The following is a 21,380-nucleotide window of genomic DNA, read 5'->3' on the forward strand; positions in this document are numbered from 1 at the left end:
TACGGGTAACCACAAGGGTTACCACTACGTGCCCACGTCAATAAGGTTTATGTTACAAAGCCAGTGGTTCTTTTGGCAATTTGCGAGCCCTCATAGTAGCTCAAGTTTATTCATAACCCCTATTCACGTGAAATTCCTTTTTAAAGTCATCCTGATCGCAGGGAAGGATTTCTTTATCTTACCTTAAAACAGATCAGAAAAACAATGCCATCACGCTTCGGGTATTTCAGTCCTTCTTTCCATTTTACTACGGGGTAACCACAAGGGTTACCACTACGTGCCCACGTCAATAAGGTTTATGTTACAAAGCCAGTGGTTCTTTTGGCAATTGGCAACCCCTCATAGTAGCATAAATTTTATTCCTAGCCCTGATTAACGCGAAAATCCTTTTACCATTCCCCTTTAGGGGCTCTTGGGGTAAAAGATTGAAGCAAAAGCAGGAACAAACTTTAAGCTTTGCTTCCAAATTGCGCTCCAAAAATCAAGAATTATAGGTTATTTAACCGCTACATCTTACTCCACTCGCTTTTAAATCCTACTCAATTTTTTTTAAAAATATTTTCATTTTGTACTTGCATACTAAAATCTAATTCTATAAATTTGTTATGCAAGCATAGCAATTAATGAAGCAGAAAGAAACAGTAGATTATTTTTTAAAGGTTGTTTGGCAAAATGTATCCAACACTTATAACCAAATTGCAGGTGGCTTTGGTATTACCCAGGCCATTGGCTATGTTTTAATAAATATTGAGGCAGATGGTACAGCTGTTTCGGCATTGGCAGCTTTACTTGGCGTTAAGGCTACTAGTTTATCGCGTATGCTTAACAACATGGAAGAGCTGGGCTTAATTTACAGAGAAACAGCTACCGGAGATAAACGCTCGGTAAAGGTTTTTTTAACCGCTTTCGGAATTGAAAAAAGAAAATTAGCGAGTAACGTAGTGATAAAGTTTAATGAATATTTAAACGAAAAACTAAGTACCAAAGAAAAAGAACAATTGATAACAACCTTAGATAAAGTAAACCAGTTAACATTGGCTTATACACCTAAAAAAGATCATGATGAACAAAAGAATAAATAAAGTAGTAGTATTAGGCTCTGGTATTATGGGCTCACGTATTGCTTGCCACTTTGCCAATATTGGTGTAGAGGTATTGCTTTTAGATATTGCTCCAAAAGAATTAACCCCTGATGAACAGGCCAAAGGTTTAGCTTTAATGCATCCAAATGTTAAAAACCGCATTGTAAACACAGCTTTGCAAACAGCGGTTAAAACTAATCCTTCTCCAATTTATTCGCAAAGTGTTTTAAAGCGTATTAGCACAGGTAATTTTGAAGATGATATGTCTAAAATTGCCAACTACGATTGGATTATTGAGGTTGTAGTTGAAAATTTAGGTATCAAGCAAAAAGTATTTGAGCAAGTTGAGCAATTCCGTAAGCCTGGTACTTTAGTTACTTCAAACACCTCGGGTATTCCGATACACATGATGGCTGGAGGTAGAAGTGAGGATTTTAAGGCTCACTTTTGCGGAACGCACTTTTTTAATCCGCCTCGTTATTTAAGGTTGTTAGAAATTATCCCGACACCGCATACCAAACCAGAGTTGGTTGATTTTTTAATGCATTATGGTGATAAATTTTTAGGTAAAACAACTGTTTTATGTAAAGATACGCCTGCATTTATTGCGAACAGAGTTGGTGTTTATTCTATTATGGCTTTGTTGCACTTGGTAGAAAAAATGGACTTAACCGTAGAGGAGGTAGATAAATTTACTGGTCCGGCTTTAGGCAGGCCAAAATCTGCAACTTTTAGAACTACAGATGTGGTTGGTTTAGATACCATGATTAAAGTTTCTAAAGGCTTGTATGATAACTGCCCTGAAGATAAAGCTCACGATTTGTTTAAACTTCCAGCATATGTTCAAAAAATGGAAGCCAACAATTGGTTAGGCGATAAAACTAAACAAGGTTTCTACAAAAAAACAAAATCTGCCGAAGGCAAAACAGAAATATTGGCGCTTGATTTAAAAACGCTAGAATATCGCCCACAGCAAAAGGTAAAATCTGCTACTTTAGAAATGACTAAAACCATTGATAAAGTTGCGGATAGAATGAAAGTTTTTGCTACTGGTAAAGATAAGGCTGCGGAACTTTTTAGGGCCTCATTTTTCGGTTTGTTCGAATATGTTTCAGATCGTATTCCAGAAATTTCTGATGAACTATATCGCATAGATGATGCAATGAGAGCTGGCTTTGGATGGGAATTAGGTCCGTTTGAAGTTTGGGATGCCGTTGGTATCCAAGCTTCGCTTGATGGAATGAAACAATTAGGGCACACGCCAGCTGCATGGGTAACTGAAATGTTGGCTGCGGGAAATACTTCATTTTATAAAGTAGAAAATGGCGTTAAAAAATATTACGATATCCCATCAAAAAGCTATAAAGCAATTCCAGGAGCTGATGAATTTATCATTTTAGATAATTTAAGAGCCAATAAAGTAATTTGGAAAAATGCAGGAGCCTCAATTATTGATTTAGGCGATGGCATTATCAATGTAGAATTCCATTCTAAAATGAATACCATTGGCGGAGATACTTTAACCGCGATAAACAAAGCCATTGATATGGCTGAGAAAGATTACAGAGGCGTTGTAATTGGAAATGATGGAGCTAACTTTTCGGCAGGTGCCAACGTAGGGATGATTTTTATGATGGCTGTAGAGCAAGAATGGGAAGAACTAAATATGGCAGTCCGTATGTTCCAAAATACCTCAATGCGTATCCGTTATTCATCAATTCCGGTTGTAGTTGCGCCACATAACTTAACCTTAGGTGGTGGTTGCGAGTTTAGCTTACATGCCGATTTTGTGCAGTTAAATGCAGAAACTTACATGGGTTTGGTAGAGTTTGGCGTAGGTGTTATTCCAGGTGGTGGCGGAAGTAAAGAATTTGCTTTACGTGCTTCTGACGAATTTAAAGCAGATCAGATCGTACAAAATGCAATGAAAGAACGCTTTTTAACCATTGGTATGGCTAAAGTAAGTACATCGGCTATAGAAGCATTAGAATTAGGTTATCTACAAAAAGATAAATTTGCTATTAGTATGAACAGGAGCCGTTTAATTGCAGATGCAAAAGCCAAAGCGATTGAATTGGCTGATGCAGGTTACACTAAGCCGGTTCAACGAAAAGATATCAAAGTGTTGGGTAAACAAGGTTTAGGCATTGTATATGCCGGAGCAAACACCATGTATTCTGGTAATTACATCTCAGAACATGATAAAAAAATCTCTGAAAAATTAGGTTGGGTGATGTGTGGTGGAGATTTATCATCGCCAACAGAAGTTACTGAGCAATATTTATTGGATTTAGAGAGAGAGGCCTTTTTATCGCTTTGCGGAGAGAGAAAAACACTCGAAAGAATACAGAGCATAGTAACCAAAGGGAAACCGTTGAGGAATTAAAAGTTTAAGTATCGAGATATGAGTATCAAGTATCAAGATATGAGTATCAAGTATCAAGATATGAGTATCAAGTATCAAGATGGAAATCAAATAAACTAGTTAAAAATTAAGCTTGTGCAAGTGTCTCGATACTTGATACTCGCTACTAGATACTAATAAAAATGGAAGCATATATAATAGCAGGACTTAGAACAGCAGTAGGTAAAGCGCCACGTGGTGTGTTTCGTTTTACAAGAGCTGATGAATTGGCGGCAAACGTAATTAGAGAGTTGGTGGCTTCGGTTCCTAATTTGGATAAGGAGCAAATTGATGATGTAATTGTTGGTAATGCAACTCCAGAGGCAGAGCAGGGCTTAAACATAGCTCGTATGATTTCGCTGATGGGCTTGGATACTGATAAAGTACCTGGAGTAACCATTAACCGTTACTGCGCATCTGGCTTAGATACTATTGCTACAGCTGTAGCCAAAATTAAGGCGGGCATGGCCGATTGTATTGTGGCTGGTGGTGTTGAGGTAATGTCTGGGATGCCATTTGGCGGATGGAAGTTAGTTCCAAATCCGGAGGTTGCTAAAACTAATCCAGATTGGTACTGGGGAATGGGCTTAACCGCAGAGGCCGTTGCTAAAGAATACAATGTAAATAGAGAAGATCAAGATGAATTCTCATTTCAGTCGCACCAAAAAGCAATAGAAGCCATTAATAACGGGCATTTAAAAGCAGGAGTTTTACCAATTACGGTAAACGAAAACTATTTAGATGGCAATATGAAAAAGCAAACTCGCTCTTTTGTTGTAGATACTGATGAAGGACCGAGAGCTGATACTACTGTTGCGGCATTAGCTAAATTGAAGCCAGTTTTTGCGGCAAATGGTGTAATTACTGCTGGTAATTCATCTCAAACATCAGACGGAGCCGCATTTGTTTTAGTGGTTTCTGAAAAGAAAATGAAAGAGTTAGGTGCTGAGCCAATTGCTCGTTTGGTAAGTTATGGTGTTGCAGGTGTGCCACCACGCATTATGGGAATTGGGCCAATTGAAGCCATTCCAAAAGCCTTAAAACAAGCAGCTTTAAAACAAGATGATATTGATTTAATTGAGTTGAATGAAGCTTTTGCTTCTCAATCATTAGCCATTATCAGAACATTAGGCTTAGACCAAAGCAAAATTAACGTAAACGGTGGTGCAATCGCCTTAGGTCATCCACTTGGCTGTACCGGAGCCAAGTTATCTGTACAAATTTTTAACGAACTAAAGAGACAGAATAAAAAATATGGTATGGTAACCATGTGCGTAGGTACAGGGCAAGGAGCAGCTGGGATATTTGAGGTTTTTTAGTTATTAGATGTGGGGATAAAGATATGAGTATCAAGATATGAGTATCAAGTATCAAGAGTAGGATTACAATCAAGAATGACTAGATAATTGATAATCTCTATTCGCTAATAAAAATGAGTATCAAGTATCAAGACGCATTGAGATAAAAAATAAATGAAAATTAAGAGTGTCTTTATACTTGATACTCGCCACTAAATACTTTTATATATGCACAATTTTAAAGATTTGAAAGTTTGGCAGAAAGCAATTGACTTAGGTGTAGATGTATATAAAGCAATGTTACAACTCCCTAGTGATGAAAAATTTGGACTTGTTTCTCAAATGAAAAGATGCTCAGTTTCCATACCGTCAAACATTGCTGAAGGCTCGGGTAGGGGAAGTAACCCTCAATTCAAGCATTTTTTGAACATAAGTCAGGGTTCTGCTTTTGAATTAGAAACTCAACTTATCATTTCAAATAAATTAGAACTGTTAGATAATGATTTGACCGAAAAATTGGTTAATCAGACAACTGAAGTTCAAAAAATGATTTATTCCTTAGAACGTAAAATTAATTAGAAATTAACCCAAGCGATTCAGGGTTTCTTGAGACTTATGTCTTGATACTTGATACTCGCTACTTGATACTTAGAAAAATGAAAAAAACAATTAAAGGTGGCGAGTTCTTAATAACTGAAACCACATATCAGGATGTGTTTATTCCTGAAGAGTTTGATGAAGAGCAACAAATGATTGCGCAAACTTGTCGTGATTTTTTAACGCAAGAAATTAATCCAATTTTAGATCGAATTGATACACAAGAAGAAGGTTTAATGCCTAGCTTGATGGACAAAGCGGGTGAACTGGGAATTCTTGGTGTTTCTATTCCTGAAGAATTTGGAGGTTTCGGCAAAAACTTTAACACTTCAATGTTAGTAGCCGATGTTTGCGGTGCTGGTCACTCATTTGCAGTTGCACTTTCTGCACATACAGGCATCGGTACTTTACCAATTCTATATTATGGAAATGCAGAACAAAAAGCAAAGTATATTCCAAAGTTGGGAACTGGCGAATGGAAAGCTTCGTACTGCTTAACTGAGCCAAATTCTGGTTCTGATGCCAACTCTGGTAAAACAAAAGCAAAACTTACAGAAGATGGAAAGCATTATGTAATCAATGGGCAAAAAATGTGGATTACCAATGGTGGTTTCGCAGATATTTTTATCGTTTTTGCAAAAATTGATGATGATAAAAACCTTACTGCATTTATTGTAGAAAAGGATTTTGGTGGCATTACCATGAACCCTGAAGAACACAAAATGGGGATTAAAGGTTCATCAACTCGTCAGGTGTTTTTCAACGATTGCCATGTGCCAGTTGAAAATATGCTCTCTGACAGAGAAAATGGATTTAAAATCGCGGTAAACATTTTAAATATTGGTCGTATAAAATTATCTGCTGCGGCAATTGGTGGTAGTAGAGAGGTTTTAAATCAAGCGATAAATTACGCCAATGAGCGTATTCAGTTTGATAGGCCAATTTCTAAATATGGTGCAATTAGATTTAAAATCGCCGAGATGGCAGCAAAAATTTATGCTGTAGAATCTGCAAATTATAGAGCTGGACAAAACATTGATGATGCATATGATGAGTTAGTTGCTGGTGGTATGGATGAAGGTAAAGCAAAATTAAAATCTACCGAGCAATTTGCTGTTGAATGCGCTATTCTTAAAGTTTGGGGTTCAGAAGTTTTAGATTACGTTACTGATGAAGGCGTTCAAATTTATGGTGGTATGGGTTTCTCGGCTGATGCACCAATGGATAGAGCTTATCGTGATGCACGTATAAACAGAATTTTTGAAGGTACAAACGAAATCAACAGACTATTGACAGTTGATATGATGTTGAAACGAGCGATGAAAGGTGAGCTAGATTTGATGACCCCTGCAACAGCAGTTGCTAATGAATTAATGTCGATACCTGATTTTGGGGAAGAAGATACTACACTTTTTGCTGCTGAGAAAAAAATCATCCAAAATTTAAAGAAAGCAACGTTAATGGTAGCTGGTGCTGCGGTACAAAAATTAATGATGAGCCTTTCTAAAGAGCAAGAAATTTTAATGAACATCGCCGATATGGCAAGTTATGTTTACATCGCCGAGTCAGCTTTGCTGAGAACAGAAAAATTAGTTTCACTTCGTGGAGAAGAAGCTTGCAAAGGGCAAATTGACATGATGAAAATTTATTTTGTTGAAGCTGTTGATGGCACCAATAAAGCTGGTAAAGAAGCCTTATGGGCATTTGCCGAAGGTGATGAACAACGTATGATGTTAGTTGGCCTACGTAGATTCACTAAAATGGATCCATTTAATGTAAAACAAGCTCGCCAAAATGTAGCACAACAGGTTATCGAAGCGAATAAATATATTTTCTAAAAAGCTGAAAGACTAAAGCTGAAAGACTAAAGCTGAAAGACTAAAGCTAAAAGACTAAAGCTAAGATTGTATGAAGTACAACTTAGTTTTAGTCTTTTTTTGCATTATGCTAACTATCTATGTGCTTTAGTCTTTGGTCTTTCGGCTTTGGACTCTTTTAATTGTTAAATTTGGTTAAAAATTGCGCCATCGGTTATAAAAGCTTATTTTTGTGCAATTATGTTAAAAACCAGATTTTTATTAGGTCTTTTTTTAATTGTGGGAGCTTTCGCTTCATGTAAAAAAGACAGCTATGATGCAGAAGAACAAGCTAAAAAAGATGATGCGCTAATTGTTGATTTTATTGCAAAAAATAGCATTGTTGCTGTTAAACACAGTTCAGGATTGTATTATCAAACTTTAACTCCTGCAGCATCTGGTGAAAATAACTTCAACGGATCTACTAATGTAACAGTTAACTACGAAGGTAAATTGTTAAACGGAACTAGTTTTGATAAAGGTACGAATGTAACTTTTCCACTTGGTAATCTTATCCAAGGTTGGCAAATAGGCATCCCGTTGGTAAAAAAGGGCGGTAGAATTAGATTATTAGTACCATCTACCTTAGCTTATAAAAATACCTCACCAGGAGCTGGAATACCAGAAAATGCTGTTTTAGATTTTACTATTGATTTACTTAGTGCACAATAATATGCAAATGCTTAAAAAATATACACTTTATTACTTTGCCTTATTGGGTATAATGATTCTTTTTAACTCATGTGAAAAAGAGTATGAATCTATAGAGAGTGTAGATGATGCAAAAATTCAGGCTTATTTAAAGCAGAATAATTTAACAATGACTAAAGATCCAACTGGATTTTATTACCAAGTATTAGAGCCAGGTACTGGAAACGTTGTACTAAATAAAGATTCTATATTTTTTACCTTAAGTGGGCAGTCGTTAAGTGGTGTAAGTTATTTTGCTACTTCTAAGTATACTGCTGAGGCAACCTATTTAGGTTATGTGTCTCCAGATTCTTATAGACTTGCGTTGCAGGGTATTAAAAGAGGTGGTAAGGTTCGTGTAATATTGCCATCTCATTTAGCTTATGGTAAAAATGGTACTGCTGCCGTCCCATCTAACGAAATTATATCATCAGTTATTAGCGTTTATCCAGAAGCTTCACAAATAGCTATAGATGACAGGTTTATTAGGGAGTTTGTTGCCGAAAAGGCTATACCAAATGTAGTGAAGTCACCTAGTAGAGTTTATTATCAAGTTTTAACACCGGGCACTGGCACGGTAGTTAATGCAACATCAACCATTACTGCAAAATACACAGGAAGATTTCTTAATGGATCTATTTTTGATCAATCGGGAACTGATGCCGTCTTGCTAGGACAACTTAATCGGTTAGTTAAAGGTTATGGTGTTTTGGTTGGGATGCAAAAAGGAGCTAAAGTAAGAATATTTATTCCTTCGGATTTAGGGTATGGCGTAAGTGGAAGTATAGATAACTCTACAGGAACCTATGTGATACCACCAAATGCAATTTTGGATTTTGATATAGAATTGACTGATGTAACCAATTAAAGATTTTAAAACCCCATCTTCAAAAAAGATGGGGTTTTTTATGCCAAAGCTCTTTTAAATTCTTTTAAAATTCGATCTCTCGCAAAAGTGTGCTCAACTATTGGTACTGGTAAAATTGCTTTCTTGTATTCAGGAGCATATTTAAAAACATATTCCATTTTCGGATCAAATTTTTTGAGCTGTAATTCGGGGTTAAAAACTCTAAAATAAGGAGCAGCATCATTACCAGATCCGCAAGCCCATTGCCAGCCACCAACATTACTGGCCAATTCATAATCTAATAGTTTGTCCGCAAAATAAGCTTCTCCCCAACGCCAATCTATCAGCAAATGTTTGCACAAAAAGCTGGCTACAACCATACGCACTCGGTTGTGCATAAATCCAGTTTCATTTAATTGCCGCATGCCTGCATCAACAATAGGATATCCTGTTTTGCCTTTGCACCAAGCTTTAAATTCTTGTTCGTTATTTCTCCACTTAATGTTGTCATAAGCTGGCTTAAATGCTTTATTCACAATGTGAGGAAAGTGCCAAAGTATCATCATGTAAAAATCTCGCCAAGCTAATTCTGCCAACCATTTATCTGCCTTATGTTCAATCGCTTTTTTAGCAGCTTCTCTAATGCTAACAGTTCCGAACCTTAAGTGTAAACCAATACGTGTTGTAGCTTCTGCTGCCGGATAATCTCTCTTTTTACTGTAGCTATCCAGTTTTTTTTCAAAGTTTAATACCGGAAAATGTTGGGTTGATTTCTCAAATCCCATCTCATTTAATGAAGGGATCACTAACTTTTTGGTACGATAAAAATTGCTGAAATATTTTTCTGTTGGATAAGCTTTTACGAAAAAATCATTGAGTTTGCTATGCCAAATTTTATAATAGGGTGTAAAAACTGTATAGGGTTTTCCGTCTGCCTTTACAACTTCGTCTTTTTCAAAAATTACTTGATCTTTAAAACTATGAAATGTAATTTCTTCACTCCTTAAAAATTCGGCCAAGGCATCATCTCTTTCTTTTGCATAAGGCTCGTAATCATGATTTGTGTACACAGCTTTAACATTGTATTCTTTCAAAACTGCCTCCCAAGCCCTTTCTGGAGTATCGTATTTTACAAGTAAAGCACATTTATGAGTAGCTAATTGCTCTTCAATTTCTGTGATAGTTTGGTAGATGAAAGTTACCCTAGCATCGTCTTTACTTTCTAACTTGTCTAAAATGTTTTTATCGAATATAAAAAGAGGCAACACAGGATATGGGCCTTTAAGGGCATGATAAAGAGCGGCATTGTCTGTTAATCTTAAATCTCTCCTAAACCATAAAATACTCACCCCTAAATCCTCTGAAGGGGACTTTTTTATTTCGCCTTTTTTATCTTGTTTCATATATAAAATTTGGTTTTACACCCTTTTAGGGCTTGGAGGTGTAAATTGATTGTAATGCATCATCAAGGTTGGTAAATGCGAATTTATATCCTGTATTTAAGATTTTTTTAGATAAAGTATTGTTACTCATTAATGGTAAAATACTCATCTCTCCTAGCAAAGCATTTAATGCAAATTTAGGTACATTAATTGGCCAAACAGGTCTGTTTAGTTGTTTTGCAAGTGCTTTAGTAAGCAGTTTGTTGGTAACCGGAAACGGAGCACAAGCATTGTATGCTCCAATCATTTTTTCATCCTCAACAGCTTTAATAAAAATACCTAAAATATCATCTAGGTGTATCCAAGGCATCCATTGTTTACCAGAACCTAATGGCGCTCCAACAAAAAACTTTACTGGTTTTTCCATTGCAGCTAATGCTCCACCTTCTTTACTCAAAATTAAGCCAATCCTAATTTTCGCAACGCGGATATTCATAGCTAAACCTGCATCAACAGCATTTTCCCATTGAACGCAACAATCTGAAAGAAAATCATTTCCACTAGCACTTTCTTCTGTTAAGATTTCATCGCCCCTGTTTCCATAAAAACCAACAGCAGAGGCAGATACAAAAGATTTTATTGGAGAATTTGTATCCTTGATGGTTTTGTAAAGCAATTGCGTAGAAAGAACTCTGCTCTCAATTATTTGCTTTTTCCTTTCAGCTGTCCATCTTTTATCAGCAATACCTTCACCAGCTAAATGAATAATGGCATCAACTCCATTCAGACAATTAGCATCAATTTCTTGCTTATAAACATCCCAGATAAATGTTTTTACGTCTTTAATGTTGTTGTTTTTCCTGCTAAGGATAACAATTTCATGTCCTAATTGCTGTAATGCTGGTATAAGTTTTCTACCTACCAATCCAGTTGCTCCTGTAATTAAAATTTTTTGTGGCATTATGTTTTAACCAATAAAATGATAGATAGTTTTGATTGAAGCAAGATAGTAATTTGCTTAATAATTACGAGGCTAAACAAATTGAAGGCGCTTAACAGTTGGCAAAGAGGATTATTTGAGTGAAATTTTACATCTAATTGATTTATGATTATACTATTTAGAAATATTTAATATATTAAAAGATAAATGTGTTAACCGTATGTAAAATATTGTACGATCAATCGTGCCTGTAAATAAAAATACGGATATTGCATGTCCATATAAATGTATTCCTTCATGAGCAAAAAGATTTTGGTTTGGTTTAGAAATGATCTCCGTTTGCATGATAATGAAATGCTGGTAGAGGCTATTGCCAAATCTGAAGAAATTTTGCCCGTTTTCTGTTTTGATCCACGCCAGTTTGAAACTACTTCCTACCACACTTGTAAAACCGGATCTGTTAGAGCAAAGTTTTTAATAGAAAGCGTAAACGGATTGAGGCAATCATTACAAAAATTAGGTGGCGATTTATTGATCGTAAATGGCAAACCAGAAGAGATTTTGCCAGATTTAGTTACTAAATATGAGATTTCTGAGGTTTATCACCACAGAGAAGTAGCTAGCGAAGAAACGGCTATATCAACCCAAGTTGAAGATTTACTTTGGAAACAAAAGGTGAATTTGAAACATTTTATTGGGCACACACTTTACAATAAGGAGGATTTACCTTTTCCGATTAAAGATATACCAGATGTTTTTGCTCAGTTTAAAAAGAAAACTGAACGCGATGCAATTGTTAAACCTTGTTTCTTAACCCCACAACAAATTAATTTCGTTAATGTTGAGGAGTGGGGCGACTTACCTACACTACAAGATCTTTTCGAAAATGTTAAAGGAACTGAGCTGAGTGAACAAACGGAAATTATTGGTGGAGAAACCGAGGCCTTAACTCACTTGCATGATTTTTTACATACGGGAGAAGGAATTGCATTATCGAACACAACGCTTAAAAAAAACACGATAGTTTCTAAACTTTCTGCTTGGTTGGCTTTGGGTTGTTTATCACCACGTGAGGTATATTGGAAAATGAAGGAGGCTGAGGCTAGTTATGGGCTAAAACCTTATTTCAATCAGATTGTGTTGGGCTTGTTATGGAGGGATTATTTCCGTTTCATGTTTAAGAAATACCGCAACACATTTTTTAAATCTAAAGGTTTTAGTCTTCAGCCAATAAAAAAATCCGATTTGAATATCGATTTATTAAATGCTTGGAAAAGTGGAAATACCGAACAGCCATTGGTTAATTCGCTAATGATAGAGCTGAACACAACTGGTTATCTCATTAATTCTGCCCGACAGCTAGTTGCTGCTTATTTGGTTTACGAGCTAAATGTGAGTTGGGTTTACGGTGCTGCCTATTTCGAAGAAAAACTAATTGATTATGCGCCTGCAAGTAATTGGGGTAATTGGGCAAATTTAGCTGGAGTAGGTAATGATGCTCGCCTAACTGCCAGTTTTGATTTTCAAAAACTTATTAAAATTGTAGATCCAAAAGGGGTTTACACCCAAGAACTGAGAGCTTAAAAGTAACTGTTCGTTCCATTATATCGATCTGTTATTATCATTTCTCAATCATTATAATTTTAATACCCAACAATCTCCCTAAAAAAGCGTTTTTTATTTGATTTTATCTTCAAGATTATTCCCATTTCTTAAGGTAAAATCCTAATTTTGCAATACTTATCGTAAAAAAACAAAATGGATAACTTATCTTATCTCAATGGCGCAAACGCCGAATACATAGAATCTTTATACCAAAGCTATTTGGCAGATCCAAATTCAGTAGAATTTGGCTGGCAAAAATTTTTTGAAGGCTTTGATTTTGGAAGAGGTGCCGATGCTTCAAATGTGGGTGGTGAAGCCCCTGAACATTTTTTAAAAGAAATTAGCGTTTTAAATCTGATTACAGGTTATCGTCAACGTGGTCATTTGTTTACCAAAACAAATCCTGTTAGAGAAAGACGTAAGCATATGCCTACGCTTGATATCGAAAACTTTGGTTTATCAAAAGCAGATTTAGACACTGTTTTTAATTCTGCAATTGAAACTGGTATTGGTGCTCCAGCAAAATTAAAAGATATTATCGCTTTTCTAGAGCAAACCTATTGCGTGTCTATAGGTGCTGAGTATTTATATGTACGTACGCCAGAAGTTTTAAAATGGATACAGCAGAAAATGGAAAGCGAACGCAATACGCCTAAATTTTCTATTGAAGAGAAAAAACGTATCCTTAGCAAATTAAACCAAGCTGTTAGTTTTGAGAACTTTTTAGGGACTAAATTTTTAGGACAGAAACGTTTCTCATTAGAAGGAGCAGAAGCCTTAATTCCTGCTTTAGACTCGGTAATTGAAAAAGGATCTGAGTTAGGTATTGAAGAGTTTGTGATTGGAATGGCACACCGTGGTCGTTTAAATGTTTTGGCAAACATCATGCAAAAAACCTATAAAGATATTTTTGCGGAGTTTGAAGGCAAGGGTTACAGTGCTGAGTCACCTTTTGGTGGCGATGTGAAGTATCACTTAGGTTACTCAACAGATATTACCACAAATGCTGGTAAAAACGTGCACTTGAGTTTATGCCCAAATCCATCTCACTTAGAAACAGTAAATGGAGTTGTAGAAGGTATGTCTCGCTCAAAAATTGATTTTAAATATGGTGGCGACAATAACCGTTTAGCGCCAATTTTAATTCATGGTGATGCATCTGTAGCTGGTCAAGGTATTGTTTACGAAGTAATTCAGATGGCTGGTTTAGAAGGTTATAAAACAGGTGGTACAATTCACTTGGTTATTAACAATCAAATTGGTTTTACTACAAATTATAAAGATGCCCGTTCTAGTACTTATTGTACTGATATTGCAAAAGTTACGTTATCGCCAGTTTTTCACGTAAACGGAGATGATGTTGAAGCTTTAGTTTTTGCTATTAATTTAGCAATGGAATATCGTCAGAAGTATAAAAATGATGTGTTTATTGATATTTTATGCTACCGCAGATTTGGGCATAACGAGGCAGATGAGCCTAAATTTACCCAGCCATTGTTGTACAAAGCGATAGAGAAACATGCCAATCCAAGAGATATTTATATCGATAAATTAACTAAAACCGGAGAGTTAGAAGCTGGTTTAGCTAAGGAAATGGAAAAAGAGTTTAAAGGATTGTTGCAAGATCGTTTAAACGAAGCAAAGGAATTAACATCAACTTACAGTGAAGTTAAATTTGGTGGTGCATGGGCAGATATGCGATTGGCTACTGAAAAAGATTTTGAGACTTCGCCAAATACCTCTGTTAAAAAGGAGACTTTATTAGAAGTTGCAAAACGTATTTCTACTTTACCAAAAGATAAAAAGTTCTTCAAAAAAATTGAAAAATTATTTGATGAACGGAATAAGATGGCTACATCAACCCATGTTTTTGATTGGGCAATGGGCGAGCAATTGGCTTACGGCACTTTATTGGCCGAAGGTAAGAGAGTTCGTTTGAGCGGTCAGGATGTTAAAAGAGGTACTTTCTCACATCGCCATGCGGTATTAACTTTAGAGGATAGTGAGGAAGAGTACACACCTTTAGCAAATGTTTCAGAGCAACAAGCACAATTTGATATCTACAATTCTCATTTATCAGAATATGGGGTTTTAGGTTTTGAGTATGGTTATGCCATGGCAAATCCTAATGCTTTAACCATTTGGGAAGCACAATTCGGAGATTTCTTTAATGGAGCTCAAATTGTTGTAGATCAATATATTGCAAGTTCAGAAACTAAATGGCAAAGAGCAAACGGCTTGGTGATGTTGTTGCCACATGGTTACGAAGGTCAAGGCCCAGAGCATTCGTCAGCACGTATTGAGCGTTTTATGGAGCTTTGCGCAGAGTACAATATGCAAATTACCAACTGTACAACTCCTGCTAACTTTTTCCATGCATTACGTCGTCAGTTTAAACGTGATTTCCGTAAACCATTAGTCGTGTTTAGTCCGAAAAGTTTATTGCGCCATCCGCTTTGCGTAAGTCCGTTAAAAGATTTTACCGAAAGTAAATTCCAGGAAGTAATAGATGATACTAATGTTAAAACAGCTGATGTTAAACGTGTGTTGTTTTGCAGTGGGAAAATTTACTACGACTTACTAGAAGGTAAAAAAGCAGATAACAATGTTGATGTAGCAATTGTTCGTGTAGAACAGTTGTATCCAACACCTGTTGATCAAATGGAAGCGATTTGCAAAAAATATAAAAATGCAAATGAAGTTTTTTGGGTGCAAGAAGAGCCTGAGAATATGGGCGCTTGGCCATATTTGCTACGCAGATTAAGAAAAACTGCTTTGAGCCATATTGATGTGATTTCTAGAAAAGAAAGTGCTAGTACGGCTACAGGGTATGCTAAGCAGCATACAAATCAACAAGCTTATATCATTGCTAAAGCTTTTGAAACATCACCACAGCCTGAAGTAAAAGAAAAAGTTAAAAAAACAGCTCAAAAAATGGCAAAGGTTGATTAATACCTGAGTTATCATTTTTACATTTGAACAAAAGAATATTATAAATTATGAGTTTAGAAATTAAAGTACCGCCAGTTGGCGAATCGATTACAGAAGTAGTTTTATCTCGTTGGGTTAAAAACGATGGAGATTTTGTTGAAATGGACGAAATTATTGCTGAGTTAGAATCAGACAAAGCTACGTTCGAATTGACAGCAGAAAAAGCAGGTACTTTAAAAACGGTAGCAAGCGAAGGTGATACTTTAGCTATTGGTGCAGTTGTATGTTCAATTGAAGAAGGTGGTGAGAAGTCAGAAAGTCCGAAGTCAGAAAGTCCGAAAGCTGAAGAAAAATCAGCAGCTCCTGCTGAAGATAAAGCTAATGCTCCAGTTGCCGAAAAATCTGGAGATAGCTACGCTTCAGGAACACCATCTCCATCGGCTGCAAAAATTTTGGCAGAAAAAGGTGTTGATGCCGGTGCTGTAAAAGGTACAGGTGTTGATGGCAGAATTACTAAAGATGATGCAAATAATGCTCAAGCTGCAAAACCTGCTGCTAAAGCTGAAGCTCCAAAAGCTGCAGCAGTTCCTGCAGTTGCGGGTGCTAGAAATGAGCGTAGAGAAAAAATGTCGCCATTGCGTAAAACAGTTGCTAAGCGTTTAGTTGCTGTTAAAAATGAAACAGCAATGTTAACTACTTTTAATGAGGTTAACATGAAACCAATTATGGATCTAAGAGCTAAATACAAAGATCAGTTTAAAGAAAAATTTGGTGTTGGCTTAGGTTTCATGAGTTTCTTTACCAAAGCAGTTTGTGAAGCCGCTAAAGACTTTCCTGCGGTTAATGCTCGTATTGAAGGTGAAGAAGTTGTTTACAACGACTTTGTTGACGTTTCTATCGCAGTTTCTGCTCCTAAAGGACTGGTTGTGCCAATTATTAGAAATGCAGAAAGCATGAGTTTGGCTCAGATTGAAAAAACTGTTATTGAATTGGCTACTAAAGCAAGAGATAGCAAATTAACAATTGATGAAATGACTGGCGGAACATTTACCATTACTAATGGTGGTGTTTTTGGTTCGATGATGTCAACTCCAATCATCAATGCTCCTCAATCTGCAATTTTAGGAATGCACAACATTATTGAGCGCCCTATTGCTGAGAACAAAGAAGTAGTAATTCGTCCGATGATGTATGTAGCTTTATCTTATGATCACAGAATTATCGACGGACGTGAGTCTGTTGGTTTCTTGGTACGTGTTAAACAATTATTAGAAGATCCAGCTAGATTGTTGTTGGGAGTATAGTCGATAGCCGTCAAGCTGAACTTGTTTCAGTATTTGTTATTCATAGAGAAAAAACCTTGTCAGTTTTAAACAGACAAGGTTTTTTTATTTTGTTATCCTCTTTTTCAGTGCGTGATACGAGGAAATTTTAATTCGCGAGCTTTTAGTTATATAGAATAATTATTTCATCTTTCCACTCCGATCAATCGGGCCAAGCTCTCGCAATTACAGTAATAATAAGGTTCTTTGTTTAGTTTCTGTTACTTATTCCTCGATTATAACAAATTTTGATACTTTCGCTAAACACAACAAATTAAAACCAAATGAGAAAATTTTTCCTATTTAGCTTATTCTTTTGCTTAATATCTTCATCACTTTTTTCACAAACTGTTAATCAAAACAGTGGTTGGCTTTTCTTTTTAAAGAGCACTAAATTGAATGAAAAATGGGGTTTGCATTTGGATGTACAAGTACGTTCTGCGGATGATTACGGCTATGTTCGTAATGTTTTAATTAGACCCGGATTAACTTATTTTATAAATAAAAAAAGCAATGTTACTACAGGTTATTTATTGGCTACTACAAAAAGTCAATTTGAAAATTTGCCAGATGTAAATACAATAGAGCATCGCATTTGGGAACAATATATCATCGCTCATAAATTAGGGAGCGGAACTTTAAGTCATCGGTTTAGATTGGAGCAACGTTTTATTGGCCAGCCAATTGGCGATGATATTTTTTCGCAGCGTATTCGTTACTTCTTTAGATTTGTACAGCCTTTACAAAAACAAGAAGAGGCATTTACGAAAGGAGTATTTGTAGCTTTGCAAAATGAAACTTTCTTCAACCTTCAAAATAAAGATCAACTAAACGGAAGTTTTTACGATCAAAATAGAGTTTATTTAGCTGCAGGTTATCGTTTCTCTAAAAAGTTTGATATAGAGGCTGGATATTTAAACCAAGCCATAAACGGCAGGGCAAATAACACGGTTAATCATGTAGCTCAGTTGGCTTTCTATACCAGGTTTTAAACAGGTATTACCAATTGAGCTAATAACCTTTAATTAAATAGTTGAGCTGGATAAAGAAGAATTCTAAAATTAAGCTGCGACTATATTCTCAGCAACTTCTTCTGCAGAAATATCACTGTGTGATGCGTCTAAAATGCATTCGCCATCTTTAATTAATAACACCTGTGGCGATTCGTGATGAACCTGAAAAAGTTCTGCTATTTGCGCAGAAATATCTCTGTGAGCTATTAAATCTAAAAAATAAAGTGAAGTGTTTTCAGGAATAGCGTCCCAATCAGATTCGAAGCCTCTTTTGGCCATTAAGCTCACCGAGCAGCGAGTACTGTGTTTAAAAATAACACTGTAGCCATTGTCTTTTTTTATATCGTTTAACTGATTAATATCAGTAAGGTTTGTCCATTGCATATTATCTTCTTCTTTTTCCCTCTGGGTAAGAGCTATAAGCAGGGCAAAGACGAGATGAGCAAGATTCTAATACTGCGATAGCGCAGAATACAAATAACAATAGAATAGCTACTTTTTTCATCGATTTTATTTTGTTTATAGCTCTAAATTACAAATTTTATTGAATAACACGTAAGCCTAAGAAATTGTTGCAGAAAATTCTGCCATTTTTAAAGCCGTTATCGCAGCTTCGTCTCCTTTGTTGCCATGTTTACCACCAGCTCTATCTATCGCTTGTTGCTCATCGTTGGTGGTTAAAACACCAAAAATTACAGGCTTACTATATTTAATGCCAACATTTGTAATGCCGTTAGCAACCGCTTCACAAATAAAATCAAAATGTTTGGTGTCACCTTGTATCACACAGCCTAGGCAAATTACCGCATCAACATCTGATTTTTTATGTAGAATAATTTCTGCTGCGCCTGGTAATTCAAAACTTCCTGGTACCGGAAAAGAACTGATGTTTTCTTCCTTTACACCATGCTTTATTAAAGTGTCATAGGCGCCTTGGTAAAGTGCCCCGGTAATATTTGCATTCCATTCTGCAACTGCAATTGCGAATTTAAAATTTTCGCCATTTGGTATAGTAGTATGCGAAAAATCAGATAGATTTTTAAGATGTGAAGCCATGTTACAAAGGTAATTCTATTGTTGAAATGTTGGGTTTTTTAAAGTTGAAATGTTGTCATAAAACAAAAAAGACCTTGCAAAAGCAAAGTCTTAATCATCCGCAATGCGGAAAAATTATTTTACCTGAGCTTGTGCTCTTGCAATATACTCGTCAATCATAGCAGCTTCTTGGCTTTCTGGATATTGAGTTTTAATTTTTGTATAGGCTTCTTCTGCAGATTTAAAATCTTTTTGGGTTTCGTAAACCAAACCTAGTTTTTTAAGAAACATTGGAGAAGTAAATTTATTACTCGCTTTATCTGCTGCTTTTTTATAGTAGGTAGCTGCTTGACTAAAATCTTTCAATTCGCTATAAGCATCACCTAATAAACCTAATGCTAAAGGATCAGCTACTGGACTTCCAGTTGCAGAATATTTACCTAAAGCCTCAGTTGCTTTTTTATACTCGCCTTTGCGTAAATAAATACCGCCCAAATAAAGGTTTGCCAAGTTAGCAGATTTTGTATTTTCATATTCATCAGCAATTTTTTCTAAGCCTGGGTAGTTAGCTTCTCCATTAATGGCTTTATTAGCTAATGAATCTACACCTACATATTGTTCTGCTTTAAACATTGCTGCAGCAGCCTCATTTGCACGGTTTGGCAAGTATGAATAGAAATAATACACCGCAATTGCTGCTAATGCAAGTATCGCAACGCCTATAAATAATAAGCTTTTGCCATTCTCTTCAAAAAAACCACCTTTTCTTACTGTTTGCGTTACTGTTGTATCTGTTGTAGACATTTATATTAAAAATTGAGAATGCAAAAATACGTTTTTCATTCAAAGTATCAACTCCTTTTTTAAGTATTTAATCAGCAGTGTGTTTACTCTAGTTCAATTAGTGTTTTAACTAGGCAAAAACCATTCGCTAAACGCATATATTCTGTATATTTGAAATTCAATTATGTGGTTAAAAAACATCACCCTTTTAAACTTTAAAAACTATTCGTCTGCAGAACTTCGCTTTGCTAAAACTGTGAATGCCTTTGTTGGTAATAATGGTGCTGGTAAAACCAATTTATTAGATGCTATACATTATTTGTGCTTATGTAAAAGCTATTTTAACCCAATAGATAGTCAGCAGATAAAGGCGAATGAAGATCTTTTTTTAATACAAGGTGATTTTGATAGGCAAGACAAGAACGAGAAAATAACTTGCGGATTGAAGCGTAATCAGAAAAAGCAATTCAAGAGGAACAAGAAAGAGTACGATAAATTAGCTCATCATATTGGTCTTTTTCCTTTAGTGATGATATCGCCATACGATGTAAATTTGATAATGGATGGGAGTGAAGAACGGAGGAAATTTATAGATAACGTAATTTCACAAACAGATGCTAGTTACCTAGATGAACTGATTGTTTACAACAAACATTTATTAAATAGAAATTCGTTACTAAAGCAAATTGCAGTTACAAGAAAGCTTGATGTTACGCTATTACAAATATTGGATGAGCAATTGATTGCTTCTGGAAATAAGATTTTTGCAAAACGTAAGCAGTTTTTGCTAGATTTTATTCCGCTATTTAATCAGCATTATAGCTTTATTACCGAAGATGCAGAGCAGGTTTCTTTAAATTATCAATCGCAGTTAAACGAACAAAAATTTGAAGACTTGCTAAACCAATCAATTGAGAAAGATAGGATTTTAGAGCGCACTACTACAGGCATCCATAAAGATGAATTGCTATTTGCCATTGGCGATATGCCTTTAAAGAAGTTCGGTTCGCAGGGGCAACAGAAATCTTTTTTAATTGCTTTAAAACTGGCTCAGTATAGTTATTTGCAAAAGTTTAGATCGTTTAAACCTTTATTATTACTGGATGATATCTTTGATAAATTAGATGATCATCGCGTTAGAAAATTAATGGAGATGGTTTCACATCATGATTTTGGGCAAATATTTATCACTGATACAGGAAGAGAAAGGGTACAATCTGTTTTTAAAGAAATAAATGTGGAGGTAACCTTGTTTGAGGTAGAAAATGGAATGATTAAACATGCGTAAACCGAATGACATCACCCTAAAAGAGGCAATTACAAAAATGCTATCTGTTTATCGTTTGCGTGGCAAATATGATGAAACCGGTGTGGTATCACATTGGCCCGAGTTAATGGGCACTGCAGTTGCTAACCGTACTACTCAAATTTACGTAAGCAACGGTAAATTGTTCGTGAGGATAGAATCTTCCGTTATCAAAAACGAACTGCTAATGGTTAGAACTGGCATTATCGACAAACTTAATGAAAGAGCTGGTGCAAAAGTGATTAGCGAAATAGTGTTTCTATAAATAGCGAAGATTAAATCAAGCTTT

18 protein-coding genes are annotated in these 21,380 nt (G+C 35.8%); 13 read left to right on the forward strand and 5 right to left on the reverse strand.

Going from position 1 to position 21,380, the window contains the following annotated elements:
• Positions 1-623 precede the first annotated feature (623 nt).
• The 7 genes from AC07XU_RS17340 to AC07XU_RS17370 all read left to right on the forward strand — a co-directional run bounded on the left by AC07XU_RS17340 (position 624) and on the right by AC07XU_RS17370 (position 8,795).
• The gene (locus AC07XU_RS17340; RefSeq protein WP_494944892.1) at positions 624-1,082 is read left to right on the forward strand and encodes a MarR family winged helix-turn-helix transcriptional regulator; all 459 of its coding nucleotides are present in this window, start codon (positions 624-626) and stop codon (positions 1,080-1,082) included.
• A complete protein-coding gene (locus AC07XU_RS17345) occupies positions 1,063-3,468 on the forward strand; it encodes a 3-hydroxyacyl-CoA dehydrogenase/enoyl-CoA hydratase family protein (RefSeq protein ID WP_494944893.1) in 2,406 nt (801 codons plus the stop codon). Before AC07XU_RS17340 ends, AC07XU_RS17345 begins: the two co-directional genes overlap by 20 nt.
• 161 nt (positions 3,469-3,629) lie before the next feature.
• A complete protein-coding gene (locus AC07XU_RS17350) occupies positions 3,630-4,805 on the forward strand; it encodes an acetyl-CoA C-acyltransferase (protein ID WP_494944894.1) in 1,176 nt (391 codons plus the stop codon).
• Between the two features lie 207 nt (positions 4,806-5,012).
• The gene (locus AC07XU_RS17355) at positions 5,013-5,363 is read left to right on the forward strand and encodes a four helix bundle protein (protein WP_494944895.1); all 351 of its coding nucleotides are present in this window, start codon (positions 5,013-5,015) and stop codon (positions 5,361-5,363) included.
• A gap of 77 nt (positions 5,364-5,440) precedes the next feature.
• Complete coding sequence (locus AC07XU_RS17360) at positions 5,441-7,219, forward strand: acyl-CoA dehydrogenase FadE (RefSeq protein ID WP_494944896.1); 1,779 nt, start codon at positions 5,441-5,443, stop codon at positions 7,217-7,219.
• Positions 7,220-7,438: 219 nt separating this feature from the next.
• Complete coding sequence (locus AC07XU_RS17365) at positions 7,439-7,909, forward strand: FKBP-type peptidyl-prolyl cis-trans isomerase (protein WP_494944897.1); 471 nt, start codon at positions 7,439-7,441, stop codon at positions 7,907-7,909.
• A gap of 7 nt (positions 7,910-7,916) precedes the next feature.
• Complete coding sequence (locus tag AC07XU_RS17370) at positions 7,917-8,795, forward strand: FKBP-type peptidyl-prolyl cis-trans isomerase (RefSeq protein WP_494944898.1); 879 nt, start codon at positions 7,917-7,919, stop codon at positions 8,793-8,795.
• A gap of 38 nt (positions 8,796-8,833) precedes the next feature.
• On the opposite strand, the gene AC07XU_RS17375 is transcribed toward AC07XU_RS17370, so the two are convergent.
• Positions 8,834-10,177, reverse strand: coding sequence for a cryptochrome/photolyase family protein (locus tag AC07XU_RS17375; RefSeq protein ID WP_494944899.1), 1,344 nt, complete (start codon positions 10,175-10,177; stop codon positions 8,834-8,836).
• A gap of 25 nt (positions 10,178-10,202) precedes the next feature.
• On the reverse strand, positions 10,203-11,117 hold the full coding sequence (locus AC07XU_RS17380; protein WP_494944900.1) for a TIGR01777 family oxidoreductase: 915 nt from the start codon (positions 11,115-11,117) through the stop codon (positions 10,203-10,205).
• Positions 11,118-11,393: 276 nt separating this feature from the next.
• On the opposite strand from AC07XU_RS17380, the gene AC07XU_RS17385 reads away from it, so the two are divergent.
• The 4 genes from AC07XU_RS17385 to AC07XU_RS17400 all read left to right on the forward strand — a co-directional run bounded on the left by AC07XU_RS17385 (position 11,394) and on the right by AC07XU_RS17400 (position 17,946).
• A complete protein-coding gene (locus AC07XU_RS17385) occupies positions 11,394-12,680 on the forward strand; it encodes a DASH family cryptochrome (protein ID WP_494944901.1) in 1,287 nt (428 codons plus the stop codon).
• 174 nt (positions 12,681-12,854) lie between these two features.
• Positions 12,855-15,653 (forward strand): 2-oxoglutarate dehydrogenase E1 component, encoded by a 2,799-nt coding sequence (locus AC07XU_RS17390; protein WP_494944902.1) that lies wholly within the window; start codon positions 12,855-12,857, stop codon positions 15,651-15,653.
• 47 nt (positions 15,654-15,700) lie between these two features.
• Positions 15,701-16,936, forward strand: coding sequence for a 2-oxoglutarate dehydrogenase complex dihydrolipoyllysine-residue succinyltransferase (gene odhB / locus AC07XU_RS17395; protein ID WP_494944903.1), 1,236 nt, complete (start codon positions 15,701-15,703; stop codon positions 16,934-16,936).
• A 302-nt stretch (positions 16,937-17,238) separates the two neighbouring features.
• The gene (locus AC07XU_RS17400) at positions 17,239-17,946 is read left to right on the forward strand and encodes a DUF2490 domain-containing protein (RefSeq protein ID WP_494944904.1); all 708 of its coding nucleotides are present in this window, start codon (positions 17,239-17,241) and stop codon (positions 17,944-17,946) included.
• Between the two features lie 69 nt (positions 17,947-18,015).
• Here AC07XU_RS17400 and ytxJ read toward each other — a convergent pair whose 3' ends face one another.
• The 3 genes from ytxJ to AC07XU_RS17415 form a co-directional block, all read right to left on the reverse strand.
• Positions 18,016-18,351: a bacillithiol system redox-active protein YtxJ gene (ytxJ, locus tag AC07XU_RS17405; protein ID WP_494944905.1), complete on the reverse strand. Its 336-nt coding sequence runs from the start codon at positions 18,349-18,351 to the stop codon at positions 18,016-18,018.
• Between the two features lie 177 nt (positions 18,352-18,528).
• On the reverse strand, positions 18,529-19,023 hold the full coding sequence (gene ribH / locus AC07XU_RS17410; protein WP_494944906.1) for a 6,7-dimethyl-8-ribityllumazine synthase: 495 nt from the start codon (positions 19,021-19,023) through the stop codon (positions 18,529-18,531).
• Between the two features lie 114 nt (positions 19,024-19,137).
• A complete protein-coding gene (locus AC07XU_RS17415) occupies positions 19,138-19,806 on the reverse strand; it encodes a tetratricopeptide repeat protein (RefSeq protein WP_494944907.1) in 669 nt (222 codons plus the stop codon).
• 163 nt (positions 19,807-19,969) lie between these two features.
• Here AC07XU_RS17415 and recF point away from each other — a divergent pair, with 163 nt between their 5' ends.
• The gene (gene recF / locus AC07XU_RS17420) at positions 19,970-21,073 is read left to right on the forward strand and encodes a DNA replication/repair protein RecF (RefSeq protein WP_494944908.1); all 1,104 of its coding nucleotides are present in this window, start codon (positions 19,970-19,972) and stop codon (positions 21,071-21,073) included.
• Positions 21,066-21,356: a DciA family protein gene (locus tag AC07XU_RS17425; RefSeq protein ID WP_494944909.1), complete on the forward strand. Its 291-nt coding sequence runs from the start codon at positions 21,066-21,068 to the stop codon at positions 21,354-21,356. The genes recF and AC07XU_RS17425 overlap by 8 nt, the downstream gene beginning before the upstream one ends.
• Positions 21,357-21,380 lie beyond the last annotated feature (24 nt).

It is taken from the genome of Pedobacter sp. GW456-11-11-14-TSB4, assembly GCF_059424425.1.

Bases quoted from the DNA above. Each gene is read 5' to 3' on its own strand.
- AC07XU_RS17370 (WP_494944898.1), top strand. From the start codon at position 7,917: ATGCTTAAAAAATATACACTTTATTACTTTGCCTTATTGGGTATAATG.
- AC07XU_RS17350 (WP_494944894.1), top strand. From the start codon at position 3,630: ATGGAAGCATATATAATAGCAGGACTTAGAACAGCAGTAGGTAAAGCG.
- odhB (WP_494944903.1), top strand. From the start codon at position 15,701: ATGAGTTTAGAAATTAAAGTACCGCCAGTTGGCGAATCGATTACAGAA.
- AC07XU_RS17415 (WP_494944907.1), bottom strand. From the start codon at position 19,806: ATGTCTACAACAGATACAACAGTAACGCAAACAGTAAGAAAAGGTGGT.
- recF (WP_494944908.1), top strand. From the start codon at position 19,970: ATGTGGTTAAAAAACATCACCCTTTTAAACTTTAAAAACTATTCGTCT.
- AC07XU_RS17425 (WP_494944909.1), top strand. From the start codon at position 21,066: ATGCGTAAACCGAATGACATCACCCTAAAAGAGGCAATTACAAAAATG.
- AC07XU_RS17380 (WP_494944900.1), bottom strand. From the start codon at position 11,117: ATGCCACAAAAAATTTTAATTACAGGAGCAACTGGATTGGTAGGTAGA.
- ribH (WP_494944906.1), bottom strand. From the start codon at position 19,023: ATGGCTTCACATCTTAAAAATCTATCTGATTTTTCGCATACTACTATA.
- AC07XU_RS17385 (WP_494944901.1), top strand. From the start codon at position 11,394: ATGAGCAAAAAGATTTTGGTTTGGTTTAGAAATGATCTCCGTTTGCAT.
- AC07XU_RS17390 (WP_494944902.1), top strand. From the start codon at position 12,855: ATGGATAACTTATCTTATCTCAATGGCGCAAACGCCGAATACATAGAA.
- AC07XU_RS17340 (WP_494944892.1), top strand. From the start codon at position 624: ATGAAGCAGAAAGAAACAGTAGATTATTTTTTAAAGGTTGTTTGGCAA.
- AC07XU_RS17360 (WP_494944896.1), top strand. From the start codon at position 5,441: ATGAAAAAAACAATTAAAGGTGGCGAGTTCTTAATAACTGAAACCACA.
- AC07XU_RS17355 (WP_494944895.1), top strand. From the start codon at position 5,013: ATGCACAATTTTAAAGATTTGAAAGTTTGGCAGAAAGCAATTGACTTA.
- AC07XU_RS17345 (WP_494944893.1), top strand. From the start codon at position 1,063: ATGAACAAAAGAATAAATAAAGTAGTAGTATTAGGCTCTGGTATTATG.
- AC07XU_RS17400 (WP_494944904.1), top strand. From the start codon at position 17,239: ATGAGAAAATTTTTCCTATTTAGCTTATTCTTTTGCTTAATATCTTCA.
- ytxJ (WP_494944905.1), bottom strand. From the start codon at position 18,351: ATGCAATGGACAAACCTTACTGATATTAATCAGTTAAACGATATAAAA.
- AC07XU_RS17365 (WP_494944897.1), top strand. From the start codon at position 7,439: ATGTTAAAAACCAGATTTTTATTAGGTCTTTTTTTAATTGTGGGAGCT.
- AC07XU_RS17375 (WP_494944899.1), bottom strand. From the start codon at position 10,177: ATGAAACAAGATAAAAAAGGCGAAATAAAAAAGTCCCCTTCAGAGGAT.